Below are 20,991 nucleotides of genomic sequence, written 5' to 3' on the forward strand. Positions count from 1 at the left end.
ACTGGAGGAAAAAAAAATATGCGTAAAACGAAAATCGTCTGTACTATTGGACCAGCAAGTGAAAGTGTAGAAAAATTAGTAGAACTGATTGAAGCAGGTATGAACGTAACACGACTTAACTTTTCTCATGGTGACCATGAAGAACATGCAGCTCGAATTGTAAACATTCGTAAAGCAGCTGAAAAAACGGGTAAACAAGTTGCCATTTTACTTGATACTAAAGGACCAGAAATCCGTACCCATCAAATGGAAAACGGAACGATGGAGCTTGTAGCTGGAGACGATATTATCATCTCAATGACTGAAGTTCTAGGTACAAAAGAGAAGTTTTCAGTATCCTATGAAGGATTAGTTGATGATGTTGAGGTTGGGTCTAAAATTCTTCTTGATGATGGTTTAATCGGTCTTGAAGTAACGAAAATCGATCGTGATAACAGAGAACTTCATACTAGAATTTTAAATACTGGTGTATTGAAGAACAAAAAAGGTGTTAACGTTCCTGGCGTTTCAGTTAAATTACCAGGTATTACAGAGAAAGATCAAAACGATATTATCTTCGGTATTGGACAAGGAATTGACTTTATCGCGGCATCATTCGTACGCCGGGCTTCTGATGTGTTGGAAATTCGTGAATTGTTAGCGAATCATGATGCATCACATATCCATATTATCCCGAAAATTGAGAATGAAGAAGGCGTAGAACGCATTGATGAAATTCTTGAAGTATCAGACGGATTAATGGTTGCTCGTGGAGACCTAGGTGTAGAAATTCCAGCTGAAGAAGTACCACTTGTGCAAAAAGAATTAATCAAAAAATGTAATGCAGTTGGAAAACCGGTTATTACAGCAACTCAAATGCTGGACAGCATGCAGCGTAACCCGCGTCCTACTCGTGCAGAAGCTAGTGATGTAGCAAATGCTATCTTTGATGGTACAGATGCGATCATGCTTTCAGGTGAAACAGCTGCAGGAACATATCCAGTTGAAGCAGTTCAAACTATGCACAACATTGCATCAAGAGCAGAATCAGCATTAGATTATCGTGGGATTTTATCGAAGAGAAGCAAAGATAATCGTCATAATGTAACGGATGCAATTGGTTCATCTGTGGCTCATACTGCATTGAATCTTGAAGCAGCAGCAATCATCACATCAACTGAAAGTGGACATACAGCTCGAATGATTTCTAAATACCGTCCAAAAGCTCCAATTATCGCTGTTACATCTAACGAGCATGTTTCACGTAAATTAGAGTTAGTTTGGGGAGTTTATCCACAAGTTGGCGAAAGAACAGCTACTACTGATGAAATGTTTGATCTATCAATTGATGTAAGCTTAAACTCTGGTTTAGTTACTCATGGTGATTTAGTTGTTATTACTGCAGGAGTTCCTGTTGGTGAAACGGGTACAACAAATCTTATGAAAATTCATGTGTTAGGCGATGTCCTAGTAAAGGCTCAAGGTATCGGACGTAAATCAGCAAAAGGTAAAGTTGTAGTGGCTAGATCAGCTGCTGAAGCAAATGCTAACTGTGAAGAAGGCGATGTTCTTGTAACGATTGCTACCGATAAAGATATGATGCCGGCTATCGAAAAGTGTTCGGCTCTTATCACTGAAGAAGGCGGCTTAACCAGCCATGCTGCAGTTGTAGGTGTCAATCTAGGTGTTCCAGTAATTGTTGGAGCAGATAATGCAACAACAATCTTTAAAAATGGTCAAAGCATTACAGTAGATGCTTCAAGAGGCATTATCTATAATGGCCATTCAAACGTACTATAAGTTTTAAATTGAATCTGCAGCTGGGGCATAGTACCCCGCTGCTTTTTTTATTGTTTTTTTTCATAGTTACTATTCTTAGAATAATTCATTGGTGATGAAGTATAATGAATATACAAGCCAAATAAGGGGTTGTTCTAAAGAATGAAGCTAAAGTATCTTTTATTATCAATCGTTGCTTTTCCAGTGATTGAGATTATCATACTGCTGTTATCCGGAAAGGTAATAGGATTCTGGCCAACATTATTTGCCCTCATATTAATGGGAATCGCAGGTGCATATTTAGCGAAAAAGCAAGGGCTGGAAACTCTACGAAGAGCACAAGCTCAAATGAATGTAGGTCAACTGCCTGGCAATGAAATGATAAATGGATTATGTATTATGATTGGCGGGATTTTATTAGTCCTTCCAGGATTTATTACTGATCTTGCAGGCTTACTGTTGATATTGCCGCCCACACGGAAACTATGTAAGCCGCTGCTAATGCGCTGGATTACAAAGAAAATAAATAAAAATAAGAATAAAGGGATTATCACCATCATCCAATAGATAGCATCCGGCTGCATGACTGCATCCGGATTTTTTGTGCGCATTTTTAGCTTCAAGATAAATCCAATGTTCAGATGACTCGGGTTGATGAAAATGGGTCATTATGTGGATCAATCTATTCATTCCAAGCAGCCTAAGAGCCAGTTAGTCTTATTTTCACAAGCCCAACCGCTCTGAAGCTGTGCTAGTGGGGTGTTTTTGTGTGTTGCGCGGAATGGAAGAGTTTGTGTGCAAACCGACCGATTTTCTGTGCATTTAGACTTTTTGAAGGAACCGACAAAGTTCCACTTAGGCAAATTATTTCAACTATTGAAGCTGTGTTCTTAGGACTTTTTAACAGAATAAAATAAATTTTTAGATTATTTAAATAAAAACTGGTGACAAAAATAATATCTGTGTTATATAATACTTTTAAGAAAATAAATAACTGTATTATAACAAAAAGGATTAGCTTGAGAGGATGTGAAGCTTCTACATGAAAATAGGATGGGGACAATCAGGAGAAAAACTTGAGTATGAACATATTCTTTTACCTGATGCGCTGGCATTCTTGAATCGGATTGATTATCATTTCGGGGAAAAGCGAATTGAGCTCCTTAAACGGCGTCATACATTCAATGAGCAAATAAATCATGGACCAAGCTTCCTAAATGAGACCAAGCGTATCCGGGAAGGAGATTGGACAGTCAGCCGAATTCCAAAGGATATAAAGGAGATGGCTGTACAGAAAAAATTGCTGCGCGGTTTGCACCTAGAAGAGCACGTGGATGGACATCTCGCTAGCTTCTATGATTTTACAAATCACTTTTTACGCCATAATCATTATTTTTATCTTCCGACAATCGAAAATGCGTTAGAAGCAAGGCTCTGGAATGACGTATTTGTTTACGCTCAGAATGATCAGAGACTACCGCTTGGAACCATTAAAGTGATTGCCGTAATTAATAGCAATGCGGCTATGGAGACGGATGAGATTCTTTATGAGCTTAAAGAGCACTGTTTAGGTGTACAGCTTAGTAAGATTTCTAGATTCGAAGGTGGACTTACTTCTTTTATGAATATTCATTCAGTAGTTAGAGAGACATGTGAAAAGCGCCGTGCCTTAGTGTTTGATAATAGAACAGCGGAAATTACGCATACGTAAAATAAGTTGACTAAAACCAATAGGAGGAATTAAATATGAAAAAGCAAAGAGCTGCTCAATTGGAACAAAATTGGAAAAGTGATGAAAGATGGAATGGGATTACACGCCCGTACACTGCTGAAGACGTAATTCGCTTAAGAGGTTCGATTGATATTGAACAAACCCTTGCACGCAAAGGTTCAGAAAAGTTGTGGAATTTGCTTCATACAGAGGACTTTATTAATGCACTTGGCGCTTTAACAGGTAACCAAGCAATGCAACAGGTAAAGGCTGGTTTGAAAGCGATTTATTTGAGCGGCTGGCAAGTAGCGGCGGATGCAAATCTTTCAGGCAACATGTACCCGGATCAAAGTTTATATCCTGCTAATAGTGTTCCACAGGTAGTTAAACGTATCAATCAAGCCCTCCAACGTGCAGACCAAATTGATTATATGGAAGGGAACGATGAAATCGATTGGTTCGCACCAATTGTTGCTGATGCAGAAGCTGGATTTGGCGGACAATTAAATGTATTTGAACTAATGAAAAGTATGATTGAAGCGGGAGCTGCAGGCGTTCACTTTGAAGATCAGTTATCTTCAGAAAAGAAATGCGGCCACCTTGGAGGGAAAGTCTTGCTGCCTACTCAAACGGCAGTACGTAACCTAATTGCTGCTCGTTTTGCAGCAGATGTTATGGGTGTACCAACGGTTCTTGTGGCCCGTACGGATGCTAATGCAGCGGATCTGATTACTAGTGATATTGATCCTATTGATGCACCGTTTATTGAAAGTTCAGAGCGGACTCCTGAAGGGTTTTATCGGACTAAAGCAGGGATTGATCAAGCCATTGCACGAGGACTTGCTTATGCACCATATGCGGATCTGATTTGGTGTGAAACCTCTGAGCCAAACATTGCAGAAGCCCGCCAATTTGCTAAAGCCATCCATGCTGAGCACCCTGGTAAACTGCTTGCTTATAACTGTTCACCATCCTTTAATTGGAAATCTAAATTAGATGATGAAGCGATTGCTAACTTCCAAGTAGAACTAGGGAAGATGGGCTATAAATTCCAATTTGTAACGCTTGCTGGATTCCATGCTTTGAATCACGGAATGTTCGAGCTTGCACGTCAGTACAAAGATCGCGGCATGGCTGCTTATTCTGAACTTCAACAGGCAGAATTTGCGAGTGAACAATATGGTTACACAGCAACAAGACATCAACGTGAAGTAGGTACAGGTTACTTTGATGAAGTCGCACAGGTAGTTGCTGGGGGGAATTCATCAACAACCGCCTTAAAAGGATCCACGGAAGCAGAACAATTTGAAACGTCTAAACACTAAAAAGTGTAAAAACTGCCCGGACACCTGTCCGGGCAGTTTTTATTTTGTCCTATAGATTATCCCTGCGACCTTCTTTCCCTATAATAAATGACCAAATATCTTTGAAAATATTTGCTCGTTGAAGGGTGTTGATAATAACAAGTGTGACCGGACCGGCAATAAGTCCGAGAATTCCAATCATCTTATAGCCGACGAATAGTGCTACTAAAGTAGCAAGGGGATCGAGTCCGATACTTGATGATAATACTTTAGGTTCGATCAGCTGTCGTTGGACAATGACAATAGTATATAAGACGGAAAGGCCTATTCCTAAACTCGTATTTCCCGAAATAAATTCATAGATAATCCAAGGAATAAAAATAGTGCCTGTCCCAAGGTAGGGAACAATATCAACCAGTCCACAAATAAGTGCAATGGTAATTGAATAGCGTACTTTAAGGAAGAGCAGTCCGATTAATACGGTAACAGTCGTGATAGATACCAAAGTAAATTGAGCTTTTATAAAGCCAAATAATGCACGTTTCAGATCTTTAATGATCCTGACAGTACTTACATAGACCTTATCAGGAAGGAGTTTGTTACTTAAATTTGATAGGCGGTACCAATCCTTGCTGATAAAAAAAGTGGCAAGTGCCGAAAAGACAAGAACAGTTGCCGTATTGGGAATCCAACCTATAATACCGGGAATATTCTGAAAAAATGACTGAATAAAATTACCGGCTGTCGTAGCAATGGTCTGTCCAATATTTTGGATATTATCAAGAATCGTGTCTTGCTGCCCAGTGTCTAGATTTTTAAACAAAGCGGCTGTTTGATTATAGAGCGGCAAAATTTGTTTAACGATAAGGTCTTCAATATAATCAACCACTGTGACAAGGTGTTTAGGGACAACTTCTCCTAAATAATCCGCTCCAGAGACAATTTCAACCACAAGAAGAGTAATTAAACCGGCAAAGATAGAAAGAATAAGGAGTAGAGAGACGAGGACAGCAAGTCCTCTGGGCATTCGGGCCTTTTTTTCAAAAAAATCGACCAGTGGATTCATAAAAAAGGCGATGAATATAGCGATGATAAAGGGGTATGTATAGGTTGAGAGATAAAACAATGCGACCCCGCCTAATACGACAATTCCAATGGCAACGAAAAAACGGACGAACCGATAAATGTTAACGGGATTCATGCTTTTTCCCCCCTTTTAATCGCTCATTAACTATATAGTTTATTGTAACTAGGCTTCAAGATAAAAGATAGGTCAATTATCTGACTATTTTCTTCAAAGCAGATAAATAGGGACAGTTTTTTTACAAATACTTGTCCCTTTTGCTATGTTAAAATAACAAGAGTTCGATTTATGGAGGAATGTTAAATGTATGGTCCTTATCTATTTTTACTTATGCTTCTCATTATCGGCCTCATTGCTAAAAACTCATCATTGATGGCTGCCGCAGGAATTTTATTATTAATTAAGCTGACAGGGCTTGATACGAAAGTATTTCCTTTCCTCTCATCAAAGGGAATTAATCTTGGTGTGACCGTGATCACCATTGCCGTGCTAGTCCCAATTGCGAGTGGTGCAATCGGGTACAAACAGTTGGCAGAAGCCATAAAGTCACCCTATGCATGGATTGCGTTACTATCAGGAATTGCAGTGGCGCTGATAGCGAAGAATGGTCTCACCCTGCTTGCTGATGATCCTCATATCACCGTGGCACTTGTCTTTGGTACCATTTTGGCTGTTGCCCTATTTAAAGGAGTAGCCGTTGGACCTTTAATTGGTGCAGGGATTGCTTACTTATTTATGCAGCTTTTTAATCTAATTAAATAGCAGATAACAGAACAGGAAACCTGACTCAGGTTTCCTAATACGAAAATAATTTGAATAATTATCCAATAAGCTATTTATGAGTTTTTCTAATAAAATAATAATATTTTCAAATTTTAAGTGCTTTCCGTTTCCAAAAAACTGATAATTGTTTATAATAGGGTCTGTAACTATCGCTGACTTTTCTACAAAGATATGGAACAGTATCTATTAATAGGATTGGTATGCCGTTACCTGAGCAAGCGCTCGATAGGAAGTTTTAAGGAGTAGTTTTTAGGGTAAAAAATGCTGGTGCCGATTGAAGTACTCTCATTTTTTCAGGGGGAACTACAACCCTAGGAATTACATATTGCATGATACTTATTTAAATTTCTTTGGAAGCGCTATATTATAATGAGCATTGGACAAAGGGGAATTTTTTTTTAGAAAAGGAGAGATTTTGTATGACAGCAACAAAGGGTCTAGAAGGTATCGTGGCAACTACTTCAGCGATTAGTTCAATAATCGATGATACATTAACATACGCAGGGTATGACATTGACGATTTAGCGGAAAATGCCACATTTGAGGAAGTTATTTATCTGCTTTGGCACGGTAGTCTCCCTACACAAAGTCAGCTGGAAGAACTGACAAAACAACTGGCAGAAAATGCGGCCATTCCTGAAGAAGTATTAAACCACTTTAAAACATATCCTATTGGCAAAGTTCATCCAATGGCCGCTCTTCGGACAGCGGTTTCATTACTAGCCCTTTATGATGATGAAGCAGATACGATGAATGATGAAGCGAACTACCGTAAAGCCATCCGAATTCAAGCACAAATGCCGACTCTTGTTACAGCATTTGCTCGTGTACGTAAAGGTCAGGAACCAGTTGCACCGCGTACCGATTTAAGCTTTGCAGCAAACTTCTTATATATGTTGACTGGCAACGAACCAGAAGCAATAGAAGAAGAAGCATTTAATAAAGCCCTTGTTCTGCATGCAGATCATGAATTAAATGCATCAACCTTTACAGCTCGGGTGTGTGTTGCTACATTAGCAGACATCTATTCTGGTGTGACATCTGCCATTGGTGCATTAAAAGGACCGTTACACGGTGGAGCAAATGAACAAGTGATGAAAATGCTTACTGAAATCGGTTCTGTGGATAAGGTAGAATCGTACATCAATGAAAAATTACAAAACAAAGAAAAAATCATGGGCTTCGGCCACCGAGTATATCGTAAAGGAGATCCACGGGCAAAGCATCTTCGTGATATGTCTCAGAAACTGACGGAATTAACTGGTCAGCCTGAATACTACGAAATGTCCGTGAAAATTCAAGATTTGGTAACAGGACAAAAAAATCTTCCGCCAAATGTGGATTTCTATTCGGCATCCGTGTACCATAGTCTAGGTATCGATCATGATTTATTCACACCTATTTTTGCAGTCAGCCGTACGTCTGGATGGATTGCTCATATTCTTGAACAATACGCTAATAATCGACTGATCCGCCCGCGTGCAGAGTATACTGGACCAGGCATGCAAAAATATGTATCTATCGAAAAAAGATAAATAATATTTAACTAGTTTTGAATTTTGTAGTAAATTTAGTATTGTGAGTAAACAAGGTTAGTAACTCTTCGATGAAGAGTAAGCTAACCTTTGATATTGAATCGGGGGTATAAACATGACACAAGGTGAAAAAATTGCAGTAGTTAACGGTACTTTACAGGTACCAAACAATCCAATCGTTCCATATATCGAGGGAGACGGAATTGGACCTGATATTTGGGCAGCAGCTTCTCGTGTTTTAGACGCAGCGGTAGAAAAAGCGTATAAAGGTGAAAAGAAAATCGAATGGAAAGAAGTCTATGCTGGACAGAAAGCTTTCGATAAAACAGGTGAGTGGCTTCCAGCTGAAACACTTGACGTAATTCGCGAATACCTAATTGCGATTAAAGGACCACTAACTACACCAATCGGCGGCGGAATTCGTTCCCTTAACGTGGCATTACGCCAAGAACTTGATTTGTACGTTTGTCTACGTCCTGTTCGTTACTTTGAAGGTGTACCATCACCGGTTAAACGTCCAGAAGATACTGATATGGTTATTTTCCGTGAAAATACTGAAGATATTTACGCTGGAATCGAATATGCAAAAGGTTCTGACGAAGTAAAGAAATTAATTGATTTCTTGCAAAATGAATTTGCAGTTAAAAATATTCGTTTCCCTGAAACTTCAGGTATTGGAATTAAGCCTATTTCTGAAGAAGGGACAAAACGTTTAGTACGTGCTGCAATTAACTACGCAATTAAAGAAAACCGTTCTTCTTTAACACTTGTGCATAAAGGTAATATCATGAAATTCACTGAAGGCGCATTTAAAAACTGGGGATATGAAGTGGCTGAACAAGAATTCGGCGATAAAGTATTCACATGGAATCAATACGATAAAATCAAAGATGCTGAAGGAACAGATGCTGCTAATAAAGCACAAGCTGCTGCTGAAGCTGAAGGAAAAATTATCGTTAAAGATTCAATTGCTGATATCTTCTTGCAACAGATCTTAACTCGTCCAAAAGAGTTTGATGTAGTAGCTACAATGAACTTGAATGGTGATTATATTTCGGATGCTCTTGCTGCTCAAGTTGGTGGAATTGGTATTGCTCCAGGAGCAAACATCAACTACGTGACTGGACATGCTATCTTTGAAGCAACACATGGTACAGCACCTAAATATGCTGGTTTAGATAAAGTTAATCCTTCATCTGTCTTACTTTCAGGCGTATTAATGCTTGAACACTTAGGCTGGACTGAAGCTGCTGCATCAATTACAGCTTCTGTTGAAAAAACGATTGAGTCTAAAGTAGTAACATATGACTTTGCTCGTCTAATGGAAGGCGCTACTGAAGTTAAATGTTCAGAGTTTGCCGATGAATTAATTAAAAACCTATAAGTTTATAATCGGCTTCGTGAAGGGATTGGTACGGACTAACTCCCTTTACGGAGCTTTTTAAAAAAGACAACATACTACGTAACTCGGGAGGATTATAAATCATGTCTCGTAAAAAAATCACAGTGGTTGGTGCTGGTTTTACTGGAGCTACTACTGCCTTCTTATTAGCGCAAAAAGAACTTGGTGATGTAGTAATAGTTGATATTCCTCAAGCAGAAAACCCTACAAAAGGAAAAGCACTAGATATGGCTGAAGCAGGTCCAGTACAAGGATTTGATGCAAATATTAGTGGTACTTCCGACTACGCAGAAACAGCACAATCTGATTTAGTTATCATCACTGCAGGTGTTGCACGCAAACCTGGAATGAGTCGTGACGATTTGGTGCAAATTAATCAAAAAGTGATGAAATCAGTGACACAAGAAATTGTGAAGTATTCCCCTAACACAACCATTATCGTACTGACTAACCCTGTTGATGCAATGACATACACGGTATTCAAAGAATCAGGATTCCCTAAACACCGTGTCATCGGTCAATCAGGTGTGCTGGATTCAGCACGTTTCCGTACATTTGTTGCCAAAGAATTAAATCTTTCTGTTAAAGATATCACAGGTTTTGTACTGGGCGGACATGGAGATGATATGGTTCCGCTTGTCCGGTATTCATACGCTGGAGGTATTCCTTTAGAAACATTAATCCCGCAAGATCGTTTAGAAGCCATAGTCGCTCGTACACGTACAGGTGGAGGAGAAATTGTGAATTTGCTTGGAAATGGCAGTGCGTATTATGCACCAGCAGCTTCAATTGTCGAAATGGCAGAAGCAATTCTTAAGGATCAACGTCGTGTCCTTCCGACCATCGCTTACCTAGAGGGTGAATACGGGTTTGAAGGTATATATTTAGGTGTACCAACGATTATAGGGGCTAATGGGATTGAACAGATTATCGAATTAAACTTGACTGAAGATGAAAAAGCAGCTCTTTCTAAATCTGTGGACTCTGTACGTCAAGTAATGGACGTTTTAAATTAATGCGAAATGGTTAGACAAAAGCTATCGAAAGATTAGAAGCATGGAGGTGGTCTTTCACCTCCATTATGCCTACTCTTTGGTGGCTTTTTAGTATAAATCAGGAGGACTGCTAATGCTTTTAAAGAAGAAAAAACCTGGACGAAAAATTGAAGAAATCAGCTTAGGTGAAAAATTGACGCTGACGGAGAAGATGGAAGACAAGGAGCTGCTTCTTTATTTAGGGCTGACTAATGATGCGAATCCATTATATATTCAACATGATTATGCTTCACAAACACCATTTAAAAAACCGCTGGTTCCTGCCATTATGTTAGCAGGTATTGTCACTTCTGCTGTCTCTAAATATATTCCAGGTCCAGGGAGCTATATTTTGTCGCAAGAGATGTCTTATCCTAGACCCGTTTATCATGAACAAACGATTACGTTCTTTTTTGAAGTAACTTCTATCAGCTTAGACCAAAACAAAGTTGAAATCAGCGTAACAGCAAAAAATGAACAAGATGAGTCTGTTTTAATGGGGAAATTACTAATCATTCCACCTTCTTTTGAACAGCGGTCTACGCAGGTAAATACCGATCCTTTTTGAGAACCTCGCATACATGTGCGAGGTTTATTTGTCACTAGAACTATGCGTTTTCTCTCGCATTCATTTATAATGGGGATGGATGAACAGACTCTAATGAGTTAGGGGTAATACATATTCAGGAGGAAATCATGGTTAAAAAAATTCTCGTAGTGGATGATGAACAATCAATTGTAACTTTGCTTCAATATAACTTGGAGCAAGCAGGCTTTTCTGTACTGACAGCATCTGATGGCGAAGAAGGGTTGAGACTGGCAAGTCTTGAAAATCCGGACTTAATGGTATTAGATTTAATGCTGCCTAAACTTGACGGGATTGAAGTATGCAAACGGCTTCGTCAGCAAAAAGTCATGGTCCCTATTCTCATGCTGACAGCAAAAGATGATGAATTCGATAAAGTACTGGGCCTAGAATTAGGTGCAGATGATTATATGACAAAACCTTTCAGTCCACGTGAAGTAGTCGCTCGAGTGAAAGCAATTTTACGAAGAATGGAAATTCAAGCTCCTGTTAAAGAAAACAAAGAAACAGATGAGGAATTAATCAAGCTTAGCGGTCTTGAAATTTTCCCAGAGCGTTATGAAGCGTATTTTGAATCGACTTTGCTGGAGCTGACGCCAAAAGAATTTGAATTGCTGCTGTATCTAGCGAGATACAAGGGGAAGGTACTAACACGTGATCAACTGTTAAGTGCTGTTTGGAATTATGACTTTGCAGGTGATACACGTATTGTTGATGTTCATATCAGTCATTTGCGTGAAAAAATTGAACATGATACACGAAAACCTCTCTACATAAAAACCATTAGGGGATTGGGTTATAAACTTGAGGAACCGAAAGCGGAATGACAAAGTTTAGAACGAAGCTTCTCCTGGCATTGATTCTATTAATCATGGTCGTTTTTCTGGCCGTGGGCTTATTGTTAGGATTGCTGTTTAAAACCTATTATGCGAATGCGTTTAACGAGCGTATTGAAAATGAAACCTTATTTATCACTAATTATATTGAAGAAATTGGCGGGATTACGCCTTTTTTAAATAATGAGAACATAGAACTTATTAATTCGATGGAAGATCATAACTGCACAATTATCTCAAGCGATGGTCAGGTTCTCTTTGATTCCAATGTTAATCGTTTCGACAATGTCGGCACGCATAAAGTCCTGTTAAAGAATATAGTCGAAGAAAAAGACAGTACTAAACGGTACGGCTATAAGAAAATTGTCGGTGAAAATGAACTCCGTTATTACTGGGGAAAGATAGAAATTGGCGGTAAATTAGAAGGATTCGCTATCTTCAGTAATGAAGAAGAAAGCATTAAACAAGCGAATAAACAAGCGTGGATCATACTTGCTGTCAGCCTCGGAGCTTCTTTACTCATTATTATTATGCTGGGAAGTCGTATTGCTACCCGTTATACGCGTCCAATTGAAACAGCTACCAAAACGGCGATCGAGCTGGCGAAGGGGAATTACCGGGCAAGGGCTTCCTCGGCGCAGGCAGATGAAACCGGAAAATTAAATACTTCACTGAATATCCTTGCGAGAAACCTGCAGGAAATGGAAATTTCTCGCGAGATGCATCAGGATCGTCTGGAGACACTGATTGAGAATATAGGCAGTGGTGTATTGTTGATTGATAATAAAGGGTACATCACTCTCACAAATCGTGCCTATAAACATATATTTAAGGTTGATCCATTAACCTTCTTATATCATGTTTATTACGAGGTCATTGAGCATAAAGAAATTATAAGCATTATTGAAGAGATATTTATGACAGAAAAAAGTATGAAGCGGCAACTGTTGATTCCACTTGCTTTTGAGAGAAGGCATTTTGAAGTTTATGGGGCGCCAATTATCGGAAATAATGATGAATGGAAAGGGATATTGGTCGTTTTTCATGATATATCTGAGCTTAAGAAATTAGAACAAATGAGAAAAGATTTTGTTGCTAATGTTTCTCATGAGCTTAAAACACCCATCACTTCTATTAAAGGATTTTCTGAGACACTTTTAGACGGAGCGTTAAAGGATGAAGAAGCATTAAAGAGCTTCCTAATGATTATTCTAAAAGAAAGTGACCGGCTTCAAGCACTGATTCAAGAGCTTTTAGACTTGTCTCGGATTGAACAACAGGAATTTGAACTTAATATTAAGCCTTTAGAATTGACTCCTATTCTTGAGGAAACACGAACCATTCTTAATGGAAAAGCAGTCGAAAAAGATATTGAGCTTACCTTGAACACACCTGAAAACCCTGTCTGGATAGAAGGAGATTCCTACCGGATTACACAGGTTTTTCTAAATTTAATGACCAATGCTTTGACTTACACACCCAATGGCGGAAGGGTTGAAGTAGAAGTAGAGGAACAAATAGACGACGTAATCGTGACGATTCGAGACACTGGGATTGGAATTGAAACGGAAGAACTGCCTCGAATATTTGAACGGTTTTATCGAGTAGACAAAGCACGGAGTCGTGATTCTGGCGGGACAGGTCTAGGGCTAGCCATCGTAAAACACATTCTAGAAGTCCTTCATGGTGAAATTACAGTAGCCAGTGAACCAGGAAAAGGGACCGTGTTTACAGTAGTATTAAAAAAACAAATTAACAAGTAAACGGATGAGGGAAAAGATCATTTACAATAAATTAACAATGAATTCAAATGTTCTTAATATCAATAGTTTACAATTACTATTGAAAACCCCCTTCATCCAAGGAAAGGAATGGCGTGGACGTACCTAGTCTGCGCCATTCCTTTTTTTTGCATCCCAATACTTGTTAAAAATATCCTTATTATGAATTTTTTGAAACATTTCTTCTTGTGTTACGTAAATAAAAGGAGAACAAAAAAGGGGTGGGGAAATGATCAGCTTAAAAAGAATCTATATATTAACAGGTCTAGCATTCTTAATTATCATTCTGTTAATAACAGCAATCACAACCTGGTATACAGTTGATGAATCAGACCAAGCTGTGATTCATACATTCGGTAAGGTTGAAGAAACGGTCATTGAGCCAGGTCTGCATTTTAAATTACCTTGGCCAATTCAAACGGTGGAGAAGCTTTCTAAGGAAACCTTTAGTCTTCAGTTTGGCTTTTCAGAAAGCAACGGAGAAGTGCAGGATTATCCAAGAGAAACGAAAATGATTACCGGGGATGAAAATATTGTCTTAGCTGACATGGTCGTTCAATGGAAAATTACCAATCCGCCAAAATATCTTTACAATGCTGATAATCCAAAGGAAATATTGTATGATACAACGTCAGCCGCTTTACGGAGTATAATTGGCAGTTCAGCAATTGATGATGCCTTAACCTCTGGAAAAGCAGTAATTGAAGGAGACGTTCGGGATTTACTTTCAAAACTTATTGATAACTATGACATTGGGATTTCTATTTTAGCAGTTAAGCTGCAGGATGTTGAGCTTCCAAATTCCGAGGTGCGTAAAGCATTTACAGAAGTTACAGATGCAAGAGAAACAGCGAATACAAAAGTCAATGAAGCGAGGAAATATGAAAATAAGCGAATGAATGAAGCAAATGGTGAAGCAGCAGCCATTTTATCAAAGGCCAATGGGGAGAAAATAGCCCGTACTGAAGGAGCACACGGTGATGTGGCCGTCTTTGACAAATTATATAATGAATATAAGAAAAATCCTGAAGTAACAAAAGATCGGCTGATTATAGAAACGCTTGAGCGGGTACTTCCAAATGCAGAAATGTATATTATGAATGACGATGGAAATACACTTAAATATTTCCCAATCCGTCCATTGGAAAAAGAAAAGGAAACAGGAAACGAAACCGAAAAAGTGACACCGAAAGAGGAAGGAGAGACTAAGGATGGCAAATAAAGTCGTGAATATTAACGAACTTAAAAATAACTTTTCTTGGAGAAAGTATGTTAAGGTCGGGATCTTCTTTATTGTTCTCCTTGCTCTTTTACTGTTTCTGTTCACGAATGTTTATATTGTTAAAGAGGGAGAATTTAAAGTTGTCCGTCAGTTCGGTGAAATCGTTCGAATCGATAAATCACCAGGACTGAAGGTTAAGGTTCCGTTCGTCCAAAGTATAACAACGCTGCCAAAGTACCAAATGGGTTATGATGTATCGGAAGCGGAAATCAACACTAAAGATAAAAAACGAATGATTATTGATAACTATGCAATTTGGCGAATAGATGATCCGATTAAGATGATTACGAATGCAAGATCATTAGAAAGTGCAGAAACGAGAATGGAAGAATTTATTTATTCAGTTGTCCGGACTGAGCTTGGCCAGCTTGATTATGACCAAATAATCAATGAAAAATCATCAAGAGGCAGTATTAATGACCGGATCACCCAAAAGGTAAATGAATTATTAACCAATGATAATTATGGGATTTCTGTAACCGATGTGCGAATAAAACGGACTGATCTTCAGCAGAAAATGAAGAATCTGTTTATAAACGGATGATATCTGAGCGTGAATCAAAAGCACAGGAATACCTTTCTAAAGGTGACGCAAGTAAAAATGAAATTACGGCTGAGACGGATCGGAAAGTAAAAGAACTTCTCGCAAAGACTGAGGCAAAGGCAGAAATCATTCGAGCGGAAGGTGAAGGAGAAGCAGCAAAAATCTATAATGCTTCTTTCTCTAAGGATACTGAATTTTACTCACTGTACCGAACCCTAGAGTCATATACAAAAACGGTCAATGATAAAACAGTCATCGTTCTCCCTTCAGATTCACCATATGCTAAATTACTCTCAGGAAATACAAAGTAAAAAGACGTCTATCTACCTATCAGGTGGATAGACGTCTTTTTTTGCTGAGGATTAAGTTTATCCTTGTTTGTATCGTCAAAGGAAAAACAGGTCGTATCTATTCATGACCAGCACAGCTGCCTTCGCTTTTCTTTGCCCTTCTGGTAGAATAAAAGTAGATAGAATCCGGATTTTTAAAGGGTACGCTAGAGGATGATTTACTATTGTTTAGTAAAAAATAGGAAGCATAAAAAGAGCGTATTAGTTTGTCAGGAGGAAGTTAATTTGGAAAAAAAATTAGTATTAATAGATGGTAATAGTATAGCGTATCGAGCTTTTTTTGCTTTACCGCTGTTAAATAATGATAAAGGGATTCATACGAATGCAGTGTATGGATTTACCATGATGCTGAATAAAATCTTGGAGGAAGAGAAACCAAGTCATATTCTAGTTGCCTTTGATGCAGGGAAAACGACGTTTCGACATGCAACGTTTAAGGAGTATAAAGGCGGCCGTCAGAAGACGCCTCCGGAGTTATCAGAACAGTTTCCATTTATAAGGGAATTACTTGATGCTTTTGGAATCACCCGTTACGAGCTTCCAAATTATGAAGCAGATGATATTATCGGGACACTGTCCTTACAGGCTGAGCAAGATAACTTTGAGATCAAAGTCATTTCTGGGGATAAGGATTTGACGCAATTAGCCTCGACTGCAACAACAGTTGGGATTACTAAAAAAGGAATTACGGATATTGAGCTGTATACACCAGAACATATTCGCGAAAAGTACGGTCTTGCTCCGCAGCAGATTATTGATATGAAAGGACTGATGGGAGATGCTTCAGATAATATCCCAGGCATTCCGGGTGTAGGCGAGAAGACGGCGTTAAAGCTATTACAGCAATTTAATACAGTGGAAATCCTACTGCAATCACTTGATGAAGTTAGTGGGAAGAAGCTGAAAGAAAAGATTGAAGAGCATCAGGACTTGGCTGTCCTAAGTAAGCAGCTTGCGACTATTACAAGAGAAGCACCAATCGAAGTGACACTTGAAGAAACAGAGTACAAAGGGATGGACCTGACAAAAGTGGTTGAAATGTACAAAGACCTCGGTTTTAATTCCTTACTTGATAAGCTGGGTGACCTGGCAGACATTTCTGAGGAGATCGTTCAGGAAGAGATCCAGGTAGAAGTAGTCTCCGAAATCAGTGAGGCGATGTTTGCAGAAGAAAATGGGTTCTTTTTAGAAATCCTAGAGGATAACTATCATCAAGCTGGCATTATTGGAATGACGATTTCTAATAAGCATGGTCAGTTTTATTTAAAGGCAGAACAGGCGGAAGCATCAGCTATTTTTAAAGAATGGGCCAGTGACGAAACGAAAAAGAAAGCTGTGTATGATGCGAAAAAGACGATTGTTGCTTTGAGTAAGCGCGGTATTGACTTAAAAGGCATTGATTTTGATATTTTTCTGGCTTCGTATATTCTCGATCCCGCTGATGCTGCTGAAGATTTGGCGGCTATTGCCAAAAAACAAAATTATTCACCACTAATGCCTGATGAATCGTTTTATGGAAAAGGGGCTAAGCGGTTGATTCCTGGTGAAATGGAATTAAGTGAGCACCTTGCTCGAAAAGCGAAAGCTCTCTTAGAATTAAAGCCGATTATGATCGATACACTTGAACAAAACGAACAGTACGGTCTGTTAATGGATCTTGAAATCCCGTTGTCCATTATACTAGCGAAAATGGAAACTCAAGGAATTAAGGTAGATGTTGAGCGCCTCAAGCAATCTGGAAAAGAACTGGCGATGAGATTGAATGAAATAGAAGCCAATATCTTTGAAGCAGCCGGTGAGTGTTTCAATATTAACTCACCGAAACAGTTGGGTGTGATTTTATTTGAGAAGCTTCAGCTTCCTGTTTACAAAAAAACAAAAACGGGTTACTCTACTTCGGCAGATGTGCTTGAACGATTAGAAAGTCAGCATGAAATTGTGCGGGAAATTCTTCATTACCGTCAGCTGGGCAAACTGCAATCTACTTATATTGAGGGATTATTAAAGGTAGTTAACGCCGATAGTGACAAAGTTCATACTCGCTTTAATCAGGCGCTGACACAAACAGGACGCTTAAGTTCCACTGATCCTAATTTGCAAAACATCCCGATTCGTCTAGAAGAAGGCAGAAAGATTAGACAAGCTTTTATTCCTTCAGAAAAAGATTGGATTATTTTTGCAGCAGATTACTCGCAAATCGAATTACGGGTTCTGGCTCATATTGCGAATGATGAGGGGCTGGTTGAAGCGTTTCGGGCTGATATGGATATCCATACCAAAACAGCGATGGATGTCTTTCATGTACAAAAGGAAGAAGTGACATCGAATATGCGGCGTCATGCGAAGGCTGTTAATTTCGGGATTGTTTACGGAATTAGTGATTATGGTTTATCACAGAGTCTTGGAATCAGTCGAAAGGAAGCTGCTCAATTTATTGATAATTATTTAAAAAGTTTCCCGGGTGTCCAGGAATATATGCATGAGAGTATTCATGAAGCGAAGCAAAAAGGGTATGTGTCCACGTTGCTGCAGCGCCGGCGTTATATTCCGGAAATTACGAGCCGGAATTTCAACCAAAGAAGCTTTGCTGAGCGTACCGCTATGAATACACCCATTCAGGGGAGTGCGGCTGATATTATAAAGCTTGCCATGATTAATATGAGTGAGCGAATCGAAGAAGAAAACCTAAAAACCCGGATGCTGCTTCAAGTACACGATGAATTGATTTTTGAAGCACCTCCAGAAGAATTAGAAATCTTAATGAAAATTGTCCCGGAAGAAATGGAACGAGCCATCGAGTTAAATGTACCGCTAAAGGTTGACTATGCATATGGACCAACATGGTTTGATGCTAAATAATGGAGACCTAGATTCACTTTTGAAGGAGATTGCTGATGCCAGAATTACCTGAGGTAGAAACCGTTAGACGAACACTTGAACAGCTAGTCATTGGAAAAACGATTAAAGATGTGGAAATATATTGGCCGAAAATCATTAAAGCCCCCGAACCGGTTGAACAATTCAGTGACGCACTAATCGGGCAAACGATTCATGAAATAGGACGACGTGGTAAGTTTTTGATTTTTCAGCTTGATGATTATTCTCTTGTCTCCCATTTACGAATGGAAGGGAAATATGCCGTTTATCCTGAAAGTGAACCGCGCGATAAGCATACTCATGTAGTCTTTACCTTCACAGACGGCTATCAACTTCGTTACCGTGATGTACGTAAGTTTGGAACGATGCATTTATTTAAAAAAGGTGAAGAGGTATCTAAGATGCCGCTCCTTCATCTAGGGCCAGAGCCGCTCTCTGATGAATTTACAATAGCTGATTTATCGATGAAGTTAGCCAAAACAAATCGGAAGATTAAGTCGGTACTTCTTGATCAAACCGTAGTGGTTGGGATTGGAAATATCTATGTAGATGAATCTTTATTCCGTGCAGGCATTCATCCTGAAAGAATGGCTTCATCCCTTACACTGGATGAAATTACGAGAATACATGGAGAAGTAAAGTTGACCTTGGCTGAGGCTGTAGAAAAAGGCGGAAGCACCATTCGTTCTTATGTGAACTCACAAGGACAAATTGGGATGTTTCAACTAGAATTATTTGTTTATGGACGCAAGGGTGAGCCGTGTAAGCGTTGTGGAACACCGCTGGAAAAATTAGTAGTCGGGGGCAGAGGCACTCATATTTGTCCCGTCTGTCAGCCGTTACTGCCATAAACTGAAGAAGAAACGATAAACACACATCGGATAGGCTCCTCCCATATACTAACGTAGTTATTTGATGGAGGGGAGATTCTCGATGTGGCTTTCACTTTTCATTCTAGCTTTTGCCGTAAGTATTGATGGATTTGGGGTAGGATTGACCTTTGGTATGAAAAAAATGCGAATTCCTTATAAATCCATTGCGGTCATTTCTTGTTGCTCAGCTTTAAGTCTGGGGTTTGGCATTATTATTGGTGATTTTATTGGTCAAGTCGTTTCTGGAACGGCAGCTGCGATGACAGGCGGAATTATTTTAATTATGCTGGGGGTAGGAATGCTGCTTCAGTATTTTAAACCTGACAAGATGCCTGAACACATTGCTACAGAAACGACGATTTTTAACTTTGAAATAAAATCTTTGGGTGTTGTCATCAATATTTTACAAAAACCAATGAAGGCAGATTTTGATAAATCGGGAACGATAAATGGCATTGAAGCGATTGTCCTGGGGTTCGCTTTGTCTTTGGATGCTTTCGGAGCAGGAATTGGAGCCGCAATGATCGGCATTTCACCTTTCATCCTAACCCTTAGTATTGCCATTATGAGTTTTGTTTTTATTTGGGGCGGATTGCTAAGCGGAAGACTCCTGGCTGCGAATAAAGTAATGCAGCACATTGCTTTCTTACCGGGAGTATTATTAATTATGATTGGAATCTTAAAATTATAAAAAGATAGGAGCCAAATATGGAACAGGTTATCGGAATTACAGGCGGTATCGCTAGCGGCAAAAGCAGCATTAGTCAATACATCAAAGAGATGGGGTTTACTGTGATTGATGCTGACCTCGCTTCAAGAGCGGTTGTTGAACCTGGCCAAGAAGCTTATACCGAGATCATTTCAGTGTTTGGCGAAGAATTGCTGCTTCCAGACCAAAGAATCAATCGAACGAAATTAGGGGCGATTATCTTTCATGATGATGAAAAACGCCTGCTTTTAAATGGAATTGTTCACCCTGCTGTGAGAAAGTGGATGTTAGCACAAAAAGAAGCAGCCTTCCAAAATGGACAGTGTACAGTCTTTATGGACATTCCGCTACTATTTGAAAGCAAGCTAACTTATATGGTTGATAAAACATTACTTATCTATGTCGACGCCGACATTCAAGTTGATCGATTAATGAAACGGAATCAATTGTCTGAAGACGATGCAATGGCAAGAATTAATTCTCAAATGCCGCTTGCTGAAAAGATCGCCTTAGCAGATGCAACAGTTGATAATAATGGGCCGT

At 39.2% G+C, this 20,991-nt stretch carries 17 protein-coding genes and 1 pseudogene; 17 read left to right on the forward strand and 1 reads right to left on the reverse strand.

The genetic code is table 11. From position 1 onward, the window contains the following. Positions 1-18: 18 nt before the first annotated feature. The 4 genes from pyk to aceA all read left to right on the forward strand — a co-directional run bounded on the left by pyk (position 19) and on the right by aceA (position 4,794). The gene (gene pyk, locus WYK_RS21705) at positions 19-1,779 is read left to right on the forward strand and encodes a pyruvate kinase (protein WP_040376515.1); all 1,761 of its coding nucleotides are present in this window, start codon (positions 19-21) and stop codon (positions 1,777-1,779) included. Between the two features lie 141 nt (positions 1,780-1,920). Further along, positions 1,921-2,325, forward strand: coding sequence for an FxsA family protein (locus tag WYK_RS21710; protein WP_040376516.1), 405 nt, complete (start codon positions 1,921-1,923; stop codon positions 2,323-2,325). Between the two features lie 475 nt (positions 2,326-2,800). Further along, the gene (locus WYK_RS21715) at positions 2,801-3,469 is read left to right on the forward strand and encodes an aldolase/citrate lyase/malate synthase family protein (protein WP_040376517.1); all 669 of its coding nucleotides are present in this window, start codon (positions 2,801-2,803) and stop codon (positions 3,467-3,469) included. Between the two features lie 35 nt (positions 3,470-3,504). Next, a complete protein-coding gene (gene aceA, locus WYK_RS21720; RefSeq protein WP_040376518.1) occupies positions 3,505-4,794 on the forward strand; it encodes an isocitrate lyase in 1,290 nt (429 codons plus the stop codon). A 49-nt stretch (positions 4,795-4,843) separates the two neighbouring features. Here the strand turns inward: aceA and ytvI are convergent, their stop codons facing one another. Beyond that, a complete protein-coding gene (gene ytvI, locus WYK_RS21725) occupies positions 4,844-5,974 on the reverse strand; it encodes a sporulation integral membrane protein YtvI (RefSeq protein WP_040376519.1) in 1,131 nt (376 codons plus the stop codon). 186 nt (positions 5,975-6,160) lie between these two features. Here ytvI and WYK_RS21730 point away from each other — a divergent pair, with 186 nt between their 5' ends. The 13 genes and pseudogenes from WYK_RS21730 to coaE all read left to right on the forward strand — a co-directional run. Continuing rightward, positions 6,161-6,619 carry a DUF441 domain-containing protein gene (locus WYK_RS21730; RefSeq protein ID WP_040376520.1) on the forward strand — a complete coding sequence of 153 codons (459 nt, stop codon included), beginning with the start codon at positions 6,161-6,163 and terminating at the stop codon, positions 6,617-6,619. A gap of 440 nt (positions 6,620-7,059) precedes the next feature. Next, entirely contained in the window at positions 7,060-8,175 is a 1,116-nt protein-coding gene (citZ, locus tag WYK_RS21735) for a citrate synthase (protein ID WP_040376521.1), read from the forward strand. A 115-nt stretch (positions 8,176-8,290) separates the two neighbouring features. Continuing rightward, positions 8,291-9,559 (forward strand): NADP-dependent isocitrate dehydrogenase, encoded by a 1,269-nt coding sequence (gene icd / locus WYK_RS21740; RefSeq protein ID WP_040376522.1) that lies wholly within the window; start codon positions 8,291-8,293, stop codon positions 9,557-9,559. A gap of 101 nt (positions 9,560-9,660) precedes the next feature. After that, a complete protein-coding gene (gene mdh, locus WYK_RS21745; protein ID WP_040376523.1) occupies positions 9,661-10,593 on the forward strand; it encodes a malate dehydrogenase in 933 nt (310 codons plus the stop codon). Positions 10,594-10,705: 112 nt separating this feature from the next. After that, on the forward strand, positions 10,706-11,179 hold the full coding sequence (locus WYK_RS21750; RefSeq protein ID WP_040376524.1) for a MaoC/PaaZ C-terminal domain-containing protein: 474 nt from the start codon (positions 10,706-10,708) through the stop codon (positions 11,177-11,179). Between the two features lie 128 nt (positions 11,180-11,307). Next, positions 11,308-12,024: a response regulator transcription factor gene (locus tag WYK_RS21755; RefSeq protein ID WP_040376525.1), complete on the forward strand. Its 717-nt coding sequence runs from the start codon at positions 11,308-11,310 to the stop codon at positions 12,022-12,024. Then, positions 12,021-13,796, forward strand: a complete 1,776-nt coding sequence (gene pnpS, locus WYK_RS21760) for a two-component system histidine kinase PnpS (protein WP_040376526.1) — start codon at positions 12,021-12,023, stop codon at positions 13,794-13,796. The genes WYK_RS21755 and pnpS overlap by 4 nt, the downstream gene beginning before the upstream one ends. Before the next feature lie 247 nt (positions 13,797-14,043). Beyond that, positions 14,044-15,036, forward strand: a complete 993-nt coding sequence (gene hflK, locus WYK_RS21765) for an FtsH protease activity modulator HflK (protein ID WP_040376527.1) — start codon at positions 14,044-14,046, stop codon at positions 15,034-15,036. Then, positions 15,026-15,951: pseudogene (gene hflC, locus WYK_RS21770) on the forward strand (protease modulator HflC). The gene hflK and the pseudogene hflC overlap by 11 nt, the downstream one beginning before the upstream one ends. 264 nt (positions 15,952-16,215) lie before the next feature. Next, complete coding sequence (gene polA / locus WYK_RS21775; RefSeq protein ID WP_040376528.1) at positions 16,216-18,849, forward strand: DNA polymerase I; 2,634 nt, start codon at positions 16,216-16,218, stop codon at positions 18,847-18,849. Positions 18,850-18,884: 35 nt separating this feature from the next. After that, on the forward strand, positions 18,885-19,718 hold the full coding sequence (gene mutM / locus WYK_RS21780) for a DNA-formamidopyrimidine glycosylase (RefSeq protein WP_040376529.1): 834 nt from the start codon (positions 18,885-18,887) through the stop codon (positions 19,716-19,718). Positions 19,719-19,800: 82 nt separating this feature from the next. Further along, positions 19,801-20,430 (forward strand): sporulation membrane protein YtaF, encoded by a 630-nt coding sequence (gene ytaF / locus WYK_RS21785; protein ID WP_040376530.1) that lies wholly within the window; start codon positions 19,801-19,803, stop codon positions 20,428-20,430. 17 nt (positions 20,431-20,447) lie between these two features. Next, positions 20,448-20,991 (forward strand): dephospho-CoA kinase (gene coaE, locus WYK_RS21790; protein ID WP_040376531.1); only part of this gene is annotated, 544 nt, incomplete at its 3' end.

Origin of the sequence: Peribacillus psychrosaccharolyticus ATCC 23296 (assembly GCF_000305495.1) — a bacterium.
Taxonomy (GTDB): domain Bacteria; phylum Bacillota; class Bacilli; order Bacillales; family DSM-1321; genus Peribacillus; species Peribacillus psychrosaccharolyticus.